This window comes from Streptomyces sp. NPDC008163 (genome assembly GCF_042956885.1).
In the GTDB taxonomy this organism is placed as follows: Bacteria; Actinomycetota; Actinomycetes; order Streptomycetales; family Streptomycetaceae; genus Streptomyces; species Streptomyces drozdowiczii_A.
Genome location: NZ_JBIBHG010000011.1, coordinates 100,941 through 114,004 on the forward strand (window position 1 = coordinate 100,941; position 13,064 = coordinate 114,004).

8 protein-coding genes are annotated in these 13,064 nt (G+C 70.6%); 5 read left to right on the plus strand and 3 right to left on the minus strand.

All coding sequences use genetic code 11. The annotated features are described in order from the left end of the window. Positions 1 to 28 precede the first annotated feature (28 nt). Entirely contained in the window at positions 29 to 1,918 is a 1,890-nt protein-coding gene (locus ACFZAT_RS23875; protein WP_391266796.1) for a rhamnogalacturonan lyase, read from the plus strand. Between the two features lie 53 nt (positions 1,919 to 1,971). Here ACFZAT_RS23875 and pgm read toward each other — a convergent pair whose 3' ends face one another. Further along, positions 1,972 to 3,612, minus strand: a complete 1,641-nt coding sequence (gene pgm, locus ACFZAT_RS23880) for a phosphoglucomutase (alpha-D-glucose-1,6-bisphosphate-dependent) (protein ID WP_391266798.1) — start codon at positions 3,610 to 3,612, stop codon at positions 1,972 to 1,974. A 46-nt stretch (positions 3,613 to 3,658) separates the two neighbouring features. Next, positions 3,659 to 4,393: a 4'-phosphopantetheinyl transferase superfamily protein gene (locus ACFZAT_RS23885; protein ID WP_391266801.1), complete on the minus strand. Its 735-nt coding sequence runs from the start codon at positions 4,391 to 4,393 to the stop codon at positions 3,659 to 3,661. 157 nt (positions 4,394 to 4,550) lie between these two features. Between ACFZAT_RS23885 and ACFZAT_RS23890 the strand changes: the two genes are divergently transcribed. Continuing rightward, positions 4,551 to 5,030 carry a GNAT family N-acetyltransferase gene (locus ACFZAT_RS23890; protein WP_391266802.1) on the plus strand — a complete coding sequence of 160 codons (480 nt, stop codon included), beginning with the start codon at positions 4,551 to 4,553 and terminating at the stop codon, positions 5,028 to 5,030. Between the two features lie 30 nt (positions 5,031 to 5,060). Here the strand turns inward: ACFZAT_RS23890 and ACFZAT_RS23895 are convergent, their stop codons facing one another. Then, complete coding sequence (locus ACFZAT_RS23895; RefSeq protein WP_391266804.1) at positions 5,061 to 5,789, minus strand: TetR family transcriptional regulator; 729 nt, start codon at positions 5,787 to 5,789, stop codon at positions 5,061 to 5,063. A 101-nt stretch (positions 5,790 to 5,890) separates the two neighbouring features. On the opposite strand from ACFZAT_RS23895, the gene ACFZAT_RS23900 reads away from it, so the two are divergent. The 3 genes from ACFZAT_RS23900 to ACFZAT_RS23910 all read left to right on the plus strand — a co-directional run bounded on the left by ACFZAT_RS23900 (position 5,891) and on the right by ACFZAT_RS23910 (position 12,997). Next, entirely contained in the window at positions 5,891 to 6,751 is an 861-nt protein-coding gene (locus tag ACFZAT_RS23900) for an NAD(P)H-binding protein (protein ID WP_391266807.1), read from the plus strand. A 329-nt stretch (positions 6,752 to 7,080) separates the two neighbouring features. Continuing rightward, positions 7,081 to 11,358, plus strand: a complete 4,278-nt coding sequence (locus tag ACFZAT_RS23905) for a discoidin domain-containing protein (RefSeq protein ID WP_391266810.1) — start codon at positions 7,081 to 7,083, stop codon at positions 11,356 to 11,358. Positions 11,359 to 11,572: 214 nt separating this feature from the next. Beyond that, entirely contained in the window at positions 11,573 to 12,997 is a 1,425-nt protein-coding gene (locus ACFZAT_RS23910) for an extracellular solute-binding protein (protein WP_391266814.1), read from the plus strand. Positions 12,998 to 13,064 lie beyond the last annotated feature (67 nt).

Sequence of the window (13,064 nt, forward strand, 5' to 3'; positions counted from 1 at the left end):
CGCACCCCCACTCCGGAAGGCTCGTACCGTGGCTCTCGCGCATGCCCGCACCTCCCGCAGACGCCGTACCACCCGTACCCGGACCCTGCTCGGCGCCGTCACCGCCGGAATCCTCGCCGCCGCAGGACTGGCCGTCACCGGCCACACCTCGCACGCCGCTACCGCGCGCCAGGTGGAGGCGCTGGACCGGGGCGTCGTCAGCGTGCACACCGACTCCGGCAACCTCATCAGCTGGCGCTGGCTCGCCACCGACCCCGACTCCGTGGCCTTCAACGTCTACCGCGCGGGTACGAAGGTCAACTCCTCGCCGGTCACCGGCTCGACCAACTACTTCCACACCGGCGCCCCCGACTCCGCCGACTACACCGTGCGCGCGGTCGTCGACGGCGTCGAGCAGAGCGACTCCGTGCACGCGGTCCAGTTCCGCGCCGGCTACAAGGACGTGCCCGTCAGCCCGCCCCCGGGCGGCACGACCCCCGACGGCGTCGCCTACACCTACGAGGCCAACGACGCCTCCGTCGGAGACCTCGACGGCGACGGAGCGCTCGACTTCGTACTGAAGTGGCAGCCCACCAACGCCAAGGACAACTCCCAGTCCGGCTACACCGGCAACACGGTCGTGGACGGAATCAGGCTCGACGGCACCCGGCTGTGGCGGATCGACCTGGGCCGCAACATCCGCTCCGGGGCGCACTACACGCAGTTCCAGGTGTACGACTACGACGGCGACGGCCGGGCCGAGGTGGCGATGAAGACCGCCGACGGCAGCGTCGACGGCCGGGGCACCGTGATCGGCAGCGCGTCGGCCGACCACCGCAACTCCTCGGGCTACGTCCTGTCAGGACCCGAATACCTCACCATGTTCAACGGCTCGACGGGCGCCGCCATGGGCACGGTCGACTACGTCCCCGCACGCGGCACCGTCTCCTCCTGGGGCGACAGCTACGGCAACCGCGTCGACCGCTTCCTCGCCGGCACCGCCTACCTGGACGGTGGCAGGCCCTCACTGATCATGGCGCGCGGCTACTACACCCGCACGGTGATCGCCGCCTGGGACTGGCGCGGCGGGGCCTTCACCCGGCGCTGGACCTTCGACACCAACAGCTCCACCAACTCCGGCCGGGGCTACGACGGCCAGGGCAACCACCAGCTGTCGGTCGCCGACGTCGACGGCGACGGCAAGGACGAGATCGTCTACGGCGCCATGGCCGTCGACGACAACGGCAGCTCCCTGTGGACCACGAAGAACGGCCACGGCGACGCCATGCACGTCGGCGACCTGGACCCGGCGCGCCCGGGCCTGGAGGAGTTCAAGGTCGACGAGGACGGCTCGAAGCCCTCGTCCTGGATGGCCGACGCCAAGACGGGCCGGATCATCTGGTCCACGCCCGCCGGAGGGGACAACGGACGCGGTGTCAGCGACGACATCTGGGCCGGCAGCCCCGGCGCCGAGTCCTGGTCGTCCGCCGCCTCCGGGATACGCGACCCGCACGGCACGGTGGTCGCGAGCCGCAAGCCCTCCAGCACCAACTTCCTCACCTGGTGGGACGGTGACACCACCCGGGAGCTGCTGGACGGCACCCACATCGACAAGTACGGCACCTCCGGCGACACCCGCCTGCTGACCGGCGCCTCCGTCCACTCCGACAACGGCACCAAGGCCACCCCGGTCATCTCCGGCGACCTCTTCGGCGACTGGCGCGAGGAGGTGGTCTGGGCGACGACGAACAACACCGCGCTGCGGATCTACTCCACGCCGTACGAGACCACCACCAGGATCACCACCCTGCTCCACGACACCACCTACCGCACCGCGCTGGCCTGGCAGAACACCGCGTACAACCAGCCGCCGCACCCCGGTTTCCACCTGGGGAACGGGATGGCGACCGCCCCGAGGCCCACGGTGTGGACGCCGTGAGCTGAGGCCCGCCCTCCCGGTACCGCCACCGGGAGGGCGGGCGCCGCGCCGGGTCAGGCCTCCAGCGCCGCCGAGACCACGGACTTGGCCTCCTCCTGTACCTGGGCCAGGTGCCCGGCGCCCCGGAAGGACTCCGCGTACACCTTGTAGACGTCCTCGGTGCCCGAGGGGCGGGCCGCGAACCAGGCGTTCTCCGTGGTCACCTTGATCCCGCCGATCGCTGCCCCGTTGCCCGGTGCCGTGGTCAGCACGGCGGTCACCGGCTCCCCGGCGAGGGTGTCGGCGCCGACCTGCTCGGGGGAGAGGCGCGCCAGCACCGCCTTCTGCTCGCGGTCGGCGGGGGCGTCGATCCGCGCGTAGGCGGGCTCACCGAAGCGGGCGGTCAGCGCGGCGTAGTGCTGGGACGGCGACTCGCCGGTGACCGCCTGGATCTCGGAGGCCAGCAGCGCGAGCAGGATGCCGTCCTTGTCGGTCGTCCACACCGAGCCGTCCCGGCGCAGGAACGATGCCCCGGCCGACTCCTCGCCGCCGAAGCCCAGCGACCCGTCGGCCAGCCCGTCCACGAACCACTTGAAGCCGACCGGCACCTCGACCAGCTCCCGGCCGAGGTCGGCGGCGACCCGGTCGATCATGCCGGACGACACCAGGGTCTTGCCGACGCCCGCCCCGGACGGCCAGCTCTCCCGGTGCGCGTACAGGTAGTTGATGGCGACGGCGAGGTAGTGGTTCGGGTTCATCAGCCCGGCGTCCGGGGTGACGATGCCGTGCCGGTCGGCGTCGGCGTCGTTGCCGGTGGCGATCTGGTAGCGGTCGCGCTGGGCGATCAGCGAGGCCATCGCGTGCGGCGACGAGCAGTCCATCCGGATCTTCCCGTCCCAGTCCAGCGTCATGAAACGCCAGGTGGGGTCGGTCAGCGGGTTGACCACGGTCAGGTCGAGCCGGTGCTGCTCGGCGATCCGCCCCCAGTACGCGACCGACGCGCCGCCCAGCGGGTCGGCGCCGATCCGTACCCCGGCCGCGCGCACCGCGTCCAGGTCCAGGACGGACGGCAGATCCGCCACATAGGTGCCGAGGAAGTCGTACCTGCCGGTCGTGCCGGCGGCGAGCGCCCGGGTGTACGGCACCCGGCGGACGTCCTTGAGCCCGCCCGTGATGATCTCGTTGGCCCGGTCCTGGATCCACCCGGTCGCGTCCGACCCGGCCGGACCGCCGCTCGGCGGGTTGTACTTGAACCCGCCGTCGCCCGGCGGGTTGTGCGAAGGGGTGACCACGACGCCGTCCGCGAGGCCGGAGGTGCGGCCGCGGTTGTACGTGAGGATGGCGTGCGAGACCGCGGGCGTCGGGGTGTACCCGTCCTCGGAGTCGATGAGGACGCGCACGTCGTTGGCGGCGAACACCTCCAGGGCGGTGATCCGGGCCGGCTCCGACAGGGCGTGGGTGTCCGCCCCCAGGAACAGCGGCCCGTCCGTGCCCTGCTGGGCCCGGTACTCGCTGATGGCCTGGCTCGTCGCCGCGATGTGGTCCTCGTTGAACGCGGTGGCCGTCGACGAACCGCGGTGCCCGGAAGTGCCGAACGCCACCCGCTGGCCGGGCTCGGCCGGATCGGGGTGCAGCGCGTAGTACGCCGTCACCAGCCGTGCCACGTCGGTCAGATCCTCGGGGCGCGCCTGCTGTCCGGCTCGTGCGTGCGGCATCTGCCACTCCTCCGTATCGGTCGGTCGGTGCGATGTGCCCGTGCGGTCATTTTCGCCGGTCATCGTCCTCGGCGGGCGGTCGCCCCGCCGCCCGTACGGCCACCGCCGCCGCGTACCCGGCGCGGACGGCGACATCCGTGACGGCCCAGCCCGGCGGGCCGAGCGGGCGTGGGCCGGTGCCGACGTGCTCGCGGTGCAGGCCGCCCGCCAGGCCGGTGCCCTCACCCTTGAGGTACGCCTCCTTGCGGGTCCACACCCGGGCGAAGGCGGCGGGCCGTTCCTCCTGCGGCAGCGCCGCCAGCTCGGCCGCCTCGGCGGGGTGCAGCTGCGCCGAGACCTCCTGGACCACCCGCGCCTCGGGGACGTGCTCCACGTCCACCCCGACCGGGACACCCGCGAAGGCCAGCAGCGCGACGCCCCGGGTGTGGGAGAGCGAGAAGTGCGTGCCGCCGCCGGTCGCGGGCCGGCCGTGCGGGCCGTCGCAGGAGGGGCAGCGCTCCCGTGTCAGCCGTACGGCCTCCGGGGCGACGCCCTGGTGGGCGCCGAGGAGCAGCCGCAGCGCCAGGTGGGCGGCGGTGTAGCACGCCCGGTCCGCGGGGAAGGCCAGCCGCTCCGCCCGGGCGAGTTCCGAGGCGTCGAGGATCCTGGGCGCCAGCAGCCGGGCGGCCTCGGCCGCGCGTTCCGTGTCGACCAGCCAGAGGGAGGGGACGCCGGAGCTCCAGGAAGGCGCGGGCCCCCGGTAGCCGTCCTCGGTCAGCGTGAACACGTGGGGCTGGTACACCGTTACGTCGTTTCCTCGGCGGGGACGGGCGCCTCGGGCGGGCACCGGCGGGGCAGGGCGCTCTTATCCTATGGAGATCCGGAACGTGCCCGACGTATGTTCGATCACCGTGCGCCCCGCCCTCCTGGCGGCGGCCCCCTCGGACAGGAGACAACCCATGCCGTCGGACAGCCGTCCCGCCGTGCTCCGGGATGCCCGCGCGGACGACGCCGAGCCCCTGACGCGGCTCTTCCTCGCCTCCCGCGCCGCCGCCATGCCGTATCTGGCGCGGGTGCACAGCGACGAGGCGACCCTCGCCTGGCTGACCCATGTGGTGCTGCCCGGCACCGATGTGCGGGTGGCGGAGACCCGCGAGGGCGGGAACGTGCGGATCGCCGGTTTCCTCTCGCTGGCCGGTTCCGAGCTGGAACACCTCTACATCGACCCCGGTCTGCGCCGCCGGGGCATCGGCTCGCTCCTGCTGGCGGCCGCCAAGGAGGCCAGCCCCGCAGGACTCTCCCTGTACACCTTCCAGCGCAACAGCGGTGCCCGTTCCTTCTACGAGCGCCACGGGTTCACCGCGGTCGCGTTCGACGACGGCAGCCGTAACGAGGAGCAGGAGCCGGACGTCCGGTACCGGTGGGCGCCCGGCGAGTGAACCACCCCGGCTGAGCCCGGCCGACGGGTATCAGCGCTGCGGCCTGCCGCCGTCCTCCGCCAGGCGCGTCAGCCACTCGTGCAGCAGGCGCTGTTCGGCTTCGCTCAGGACGCCGGAGTCGTCGGGGAGGGCGGCGCGCAGCGCGCGGGCCGCCGGGGCGGGGCCGGACTCCGTGGCGGGGACCACCGGCTCGGCGCGGGTGACCGCGGCGATCATCGACTCGCGCAGGACGGTCAGCAGGGCCGGATCGCGGTGCTCCACGGGGGTGGCGTGCCAGGTGGTGACCCCGCCCTGGCCGGTGGCCCGGATGATCTGGGCGGCCAGCTCCTCATCGACCCGCAGCCACCCCGCGGCCGCCAGCCTGCGCACCCGGCCGCGCAGGATCTCCAGGCCCGCACGGTGCGCCGCGTCCGACGCCGAACCGGTGGCCCTGTTCATCACGGCGAAGAGCTCCGGGCGCGAGATCCCGAACTCCACCACGGTGTCCCAGGCACGACGCAGCTCCTCCACCGGATCCTCCGGCGCGGGGTCGAGCCGGGCGCGCTTGCTCTCCAGGAACTGCGCGTAGCCGTGCTCGGCGACCGCTTCGAGCAGCCCGTCCTTGTCGCCGAAGTGGCGGTAGATGGCCGGCGGCTGCATCCCGGCCGCCGCGGCGACCGCGCGGGTGCTCACCGCGCCGGGCCCGCCGTTCTCCAGCAGCTCGACGGCTGCCTCGATGATGCGCCGGCGCGGGTCGGCAAGGGTCTCACGGATAGGCATGTATCGATGATATCGACAGTTTGCTATCGGTGTGAGTTCCGGTGTTACCGTGAAAGTGATTCCACTGGAAATGCCGCTGGAAGCACTGCTGGGAGAACCCTGTGATCATCGTTACCGGAGCCACCGGAAAGCTCGGCCGCCGCACCGTCGAGCGCCTGCTCGACCGCGTCCCCGCCGACCGCGTGGGCGTCAGCGTCCGCGACCCCCGCAAGGCCGCGGACCTCGCCGCCCGCGGCGTCCGCGTCCGGCAGGGCAGCTTCGACGACCCCGCCTCGCTCGCCCACGCCTTCGAGGGCGCCGGGCAGGTGCTGCTCGTCTCCCTGGACCGCACGGGCGAGGAGTGCGTCACCGGCCACCGCACCGCGATCGACGCCGCGGTGAAGGCCGGCGCCGACCGCATCCTGTACACGAGCCAGATGGGCGCCGCCCACGACTCCCGCTTCCAGGCGTGCCGCGACCACGCCCGGACCGAGGACCTGCTGCGCGCCACCGGTCTGCCCTGGACCTCGCTGCGCAACGGCTTCTACGCCGCCAGCGCCCTGCGGTTCCTGGAGGCCGCCCGCGGCACCGGTGACATCGCCCTCCCCGCCGACGGGCCCGTCGCCTGGACCGGCCACGACGACCTCGCCGAGGCCACCGCGGCGATCCTGGCCGATGAGGGCCGCTTCGAGGGGCCCACCCCGCCGCTCACCGGTCCGGCGGCCCTCGACTTCGACGCCGTCGCCGCGCTGGCGGCCCAGGTCACCGGGCGGCCCTTCACCCGTACCGTCGTCCCCGGCGACGCCTTCCGCGGGCAGGTCCTGGCGCACGGGGCCCCCGCTCCGGTCGCCGACCTCATGCTGAGCATCTTCGCGGCGGCGCGGGGCGGGGAGTTCACCGCCGTCGACCCGGCCCTGGCCGGCCTGATCGGACGGGAACCCACCGCCTTCCGCACGCTGCTGGAACGCGCCTGGGCCGAGTAGCCCCGGCCCGATGCGGGCACCCCGTCCGAGCTGGCACCTTTCATCGGCTTGCATATTCGCGCAAATTCCTTGCGGGCCCGGGCGGCTCCGGCCGCCTGGACCGGTCCGTCAACAAATGCCCTTCTTGTCAGGCCAGTTGAGCCACAGGGGCACTGTCCGCACGGCTGCGAACTTCTGCCGGAGTGGTGGACTCCACGTCAATTCTCTGCAACTCTCTGACCGCAAAACGCAAAAGGTCATCCCGGCAGTGCAGAAACTCATGTACTGGCGGGGTCGCAGACTGAGCCGCGCCTCGGCCGCCCTGCGCCGAGGCAGCAGATCGGGGACAGATGAGAACGCGACGCTGGAGATGGCGGATCCTTTCCGCGACCGTCTCCACCAGCCTGATGATGGTCGCCTGGCCGGCGCTGAACGCCTCGGCCGCCGGCGGCCCGAACATCGCCGCCGGCCACCGCGCCGCCGCGAGCAGCGGGAAGTCCGCCGGGAACATCGCCGACGGACAGCAGTCCACCTACTGGGAGGGGTCGGGCAAGTCCCTGCCCCAGTGGGTGCAGAGCGACCTGGGCAAGGTCACTCGCATCGACCAGGTCACGCTGAAGCTCCCCGCCGACTGGTCGGCCCGCCGCCAGACGCTCTCCCTCCAGGGCAGCGTCGACGGCACCAGCTTCTCCACGCTGAAGACCTCGGCCTCCTACTCCTTCGCACCGGGCAGCTCCAACAAGGTCACCATCAGCCTCCCGGCCACCCGGACCCGCTTCGTCCGGGCCGACATCACCGCGAACACCGCCTCCGACAACGGCCAGCTCGCCGAACTGGAGGTCCGGGCGGCCGCCGAGTCCTCGGTGAACCTCGCCGCCGGGCGCCCGCTCACGGCCAGCAGCAACACCCAGACGTACATCGCGGCCAACGCCAACGACGGCAACCGGGCCAGCTACTGGGAGAGCCGCAACAATGAGTTCCCGCAGTGGCTCCAGGCCGACCTGGGCTCCTCGGTGCGCGTCGACCGCGTGGTGCTCCGGTTGCCCGACGGCTGGGAGACCCGCAGCCAGACGCTGAAGATCCAGGGCAGCGCCAACGGCTCCGACTTCACGGACCTGACCCAGGCGAAGGCGTACACCTTCAGCCCCGGCTCCGAGACGGCGACGGTCACCTTCGACGCCACCACCACCCGCTACGTCCGCGTCCTGGTCACCGCCAACAGCGTCCAGCCCGGCGCCCAGGTCTCCGAGCTGGAGATCTACGGCCCCGAGACCGGCGACACCCAGGCACCGAGCGCCCCGACGCAGCTGGCGTACACCGAACCGGCCACCGGGCAGATCAAGCTGACCTGGAAGGCCTCGACGGACGACACCGCCGTCACCGGCTACGACATCTACGCCGACAACACCCTGCTCACCAGCGTCGCCGGCAACGTCACCACGTACACCGACACCCGCCCGGCAAGCTCCACGGTCTCGTACTACGTACGGGCCAAGGACGCCGCGGGCAACGTCTCGGGCAACAGCAACACCGTCACCCGCAAGGGGGACTCCGGTGACACCCAGGCACCCACCGCACCGGCGAACCTGAGCTTCACCGAGCCCGCCTCCGGGCAGATCAAGCTGACCTGGACGGCGTCCACCGACAACAAGGGCGTCACCGGGTACGACATCTACGCCAACAACGTGCTGCGCAAGACCGTGGCCGGCGATGTCACCACGTACACCGACACCCAGTCCGCCGGCACCACCGTGTCGTACGTCGTCCGGGCCAAGGACGCGGCGGGCAACGTCTCGGGCGACAGCAACACCGTCACCCGCAACGGCTCCACCGGCGCGGCCTCCAACCTCGCCGTCGGCAAGCCCATCACCGCCTCCTCCGTGGTGCACACCTTCGTCGCGGAGAACGCCAACGACAACCAGCTCTCCACCTACTGGGAGGGCGCAGGCGGCAGCTACCCCAACACCCTCACGGTGAAGCTGGGCGCCAACGCGGACACCCAGAGCGTCGTCGTGAAGCTCAACCCGGACAGCAGCTGGGGGGCCAGGACCCAGAACATCCAGGTCCTCGGCCGTGAGCAGAGCGCCTCGTCCTTCACCAGCCTGGTCGCCGCCAAGGACTACGCGTTCAGCCCGGGCAGCGCCAACACGGTGACGATCCCGGTCGACGCCCGGGTCGCCGACGTCCAGCTGAAGTTCACCTCCAACACCGGCGCGCCCGCCGGGCAGGTCGCGGAGTTCCAGGTGCTGGGAGCCCCGGCTCCCAACCCGAACCTCCAGGTCAGCGCGTTGACGGTGAGCCCGGCCGCACCCGTCGAGTCGGACCCGGTCACGCTCACCGCGACGGTGCGCAACACCGGCGCCGTCGCCGCTCCGGCCGGCAAGCTCGAATTCCGGCTCGGTGACACCAAGGTCGCGACCGCGAACGTGGACGCGCTGGCAGCCGGGGCCTCCACGCAGGTCAGCGCCGGCATCGGGGCGCGGGGCGCGGGCACGTACACGCTGAGCGCGGTCGCCGACCCGGACAACCAGATCATCGAGCAGAACGAGACCGACAACACCTACACCAGCGCCTCCGGCCTGGTCGTCAAGCCGGTCGCCAGCTCCGACCTGGTGCCCACCGCGGTCACCACCTCGCCCTCGGCCCCGGCCCAGGGTGACAACGTCACCTTCTCCGTCGCCATCCGGAACCAGGGCACGGTCGCCTCCGCCTCGGGCGGTCACGCCGTCACCGTCACGCTGCTCGACGCCAAGGGCGCCACGGTGAAGACGCTCACCGGCAGCTACAACGGCTCCATCGCCGCGGGCGCCACCAGCTCCCCGGTGAACCTGGGCTCCTGGACGGCGGCCAACGGCTCGTACACCGTGAAGACGGTGGTCGCCGACGACGCCGAGGAACTCCCGGTCAAGCGCGAGAACAACACCGTCAGCAGCTCCTTCTTCGTCGGGCGCGGCGCCAACATGCCGTACGACACCTACGAGGCGGAGGACGGCGTCACCGGCGGCGGCGCGAAGGTCGTCGGACCGAACAGGACCGTCGGCGATGTCGCGGGCGAGGCGTCGGGCCGCAAGGCGGTCACGCTGAACAGCACCGGCAACTACGTCGAATTCACCACCCGGGCGAGCACCAACACCCTGGTGACCCGATACTCCATCCCGGACTCCGCGGGCGGCGGCGGCATCGACTCCACGCTCAGCGTCTACGTGGACGGCACCTTCCTCAAGACGATCGACCTCACCTCGAAGTACGCCTGGTTGTACGGCGCCGAGACCGGCCCCGGCAACTCCCCGGGCTCCGGTTCACCCCGGCACATCTACGACGAGGCCAACGTGATGCTGGGCAAGACCGTCCCGGCGGGCAGCAGGATCCGGCTCCAGAAGGACGCGGCGAACACCAGCACCTACGCGATCGACTTCGTCAGCCTGGAGCAGGCCACCCAGATCGCCAACCCGGACCCGGCCGCCTACGCCGTTCCGGCCGGCTTCACCCATCAGGACGTCCAGAACGCCCTGGACAAGGTGCGCATGGACACCACGGGCAAGCTGGTGGGCGTCTACCTGCCGGCGGGCGACTACCAGACCGCCAGCAAGTTCCAGGTGTACGGCAAGGCCGTCAAGGTGATCGGCGCGGGGCCCTGGTACACCAGGTTCCACGCGCCCTCGACCCAGGAGAACACCGACATCGGCTTCCGGGCCGAGGCGAGCGCCAAGGGCTCGACGTTCGCGAACTTCGCGTACTTCGGGAACTACACCTCGCGCATCGACGGACCGGGCAAGGTGTTCGACTTCTCCAACGTGTCGGACATGGTCATCGACAACATCTGGAACGAGCACACGGTGTGCCTCTACTGGGGCGCCAACACCGACAGCATCACCATCAAGAACTCCCGTATCCGGGACACGTTCGCCGACGGCATCAACATGACCAACGGCTCGACCGACAACCACGTCGTCAACAACGAGTCGCGGGCCACCGGTGACGACAGCTTCGCGCTGTTCTCGGCGATCGACGCCGGCGGCGCGGACATGAAGAACAACGTCTACGAGAACCTCACCTCGCTCCTGACCTGGCGCGCGGCCGGTGTGGCCGTCTACGGCGGCTACGACAACACCTTCCGCAACATCCGCATCGCGGACACCCTGGTGTACTCGGGGATCACGGTCAGCTCGCTCGACTTCGGCTACCCGATGAACGGCTTCGGGACCGGCCCGACGACGGTCGAGAACGTCTCCGTGGTCCGCTCCGGCGGCCATTTCTGGGGCACGCAGACCTTCCCCGGCATCTGGCTGTTCTCCGCCTCCAAGGTCTTCCAGGGCATCCGGATCAACCACGTCGACATCGTCGACCCGACGTACAGCGGCATCATGTTCCAGACCAACTACGTGGGAGGCCAGCCGCAGTTCCCGATCAAGGACACCATCCTGACCGACATCTCGATCTCCGGCGCCCACAAGAGCGGCGACGCCTTCGACGCCAAGTCCGGCTTCGGGCTGTGGGCCAACGAGATGCCCGAGGCCGGCCAGGGACCCGCCGTCGGTGAGGTCACCTTCAACGGGCTCAGGTTCAGCGACAACGCGCAGGACGTGAAGAACACGACGTCCACCATGAAGATCAACATCAACCCGTAGCAACCACCGCACACAGGGGCGCCGTCCGGTCCGCCGGGCGGCGCCCCGTGCTGCGCTCACGCCGGATTCCGCATGCGGCGTACCCGTGGCTGTCAAACTTTTACGAAAACTGCGCGAGATATTGCGTTCACATGTCGACGCTGGTTGAGTGTGCCTCGCCCCGGCAGTCAGTCGGCCGAGGGCCATCCACGCTCATGCCCGAAGGGGACCATCGATGAGAAGTGCTGGGTTGCGCCGCACACGCCGTATCAGCCGTGCCTCCGCGGCTGCCCTTGTCACCGCACTTGCGCTGACCTCGCTCGCGTCCTGCGGCACGAGCAGCAGCAAGGACGACGACTCGAGCAGTTCGTCCAAGGGTTCGTCCGACCCCTCGGCTCCGCTGGACCCGAAGACCAAGGTGACGATCTCCATCGACTGCATGCCGCCGGCTGCCAAGGCCGCGGAGCTGCGGGAGTGGAAGGAGGACATCAAGACGTTCAACCAGAAGTACCCGAACGTCACGATCAACGGTAAGTCCACCCCGGGCCAGTGCAACGAGCCGCCCCGCTTCACCGCCATGCTGAAGGGCAAGTCGCAGCCCGACGTCTTCTACGCCTACTTCAGCGACCTCCAGCAGGTCCTGGACAACGACGGGGCCGAGGACATCTCCGCGTACGTCAACGACAAGACGGTCCCGGCGCTGAAGGACATCCAGCCCCAGGTCGTGGACGTGGCCCGCAAGGACGGCAAGCTCTACGGCCTGCCGACCAGCAACTACACCATGGGCCTGATGATCAACCGGAAGCTGTTCAAGCAGGCCGGTCTCGACCCGAACACCCCGCCCGCCACCTGGGACGAGGTGCGCGCCGCCGCCAAGAAGATAGCGGGCCTCGGCAAGGGCATCTCCGGCTACGGCGAGTACAGCGCCGGCAACAACGGCGGCTGGCACTTCGCCGCGACGCAGTTCGGCCTCGGCGGGGAGATCGTCGACGCCTCCGGCAAGAAGGCCGCCTTCAACAACGAGACCGGCAAGCAGGTCCTCCAGCAGCTGCACGACATGCGCTGGGAGGACGACAGCATGGGCAAGACCCAGCTGCTCAAGTGGGGCGACCTCCAGAAGCAGATCGCCAGCGACAAGCTGGGCATGTTCCTCGCCGCCCCCGACGACATCGCGTACATGGTGCAGCAGCTCGGCGCCCAGTACGAGACCTTCGGCCTCGGCCCCATCCCCGGCGGCAAGGGCACTCTCTTCGGCGGCAACAACTACCTGATCAAGAAGGGCAGCTCGCCCGACCAGATCAAGGCCGCCATCGCCTGGCTGAACTTCAAGAACCTCACCCCCGGCAAGGGTCAGTTCGACTGGGCCCGCACCAAGGCCGACAAGCTCCCCGTGGGCCTGCCGCAGCCGAACTTCTTCCTCGGTGAGAGCAAGACCAAGGACGACGCCGCACGCGCCCAGAACGCGACGATGCCCGTCGAGAACTTCAAGGCGTTCATGGACAACCCCGTCCCCGGCAAGGCCGAGCCGCCGAAGGCCCAGGAGATCTACAAGATCCTCGACAACGCCATGTCCGGTGTTCTGACCAACAAGAACGCCGACGTCGACAAGCTGCTCTCCACCGCCGAGCAGCAGGTCAACCAGGTTCTGGCGAACCAGTAACGGACGCGCGGGGCCGGGTCACGCGGACCCGGCCCCGCATCCGGACCCCGTCCGCTACGCGCTCGTC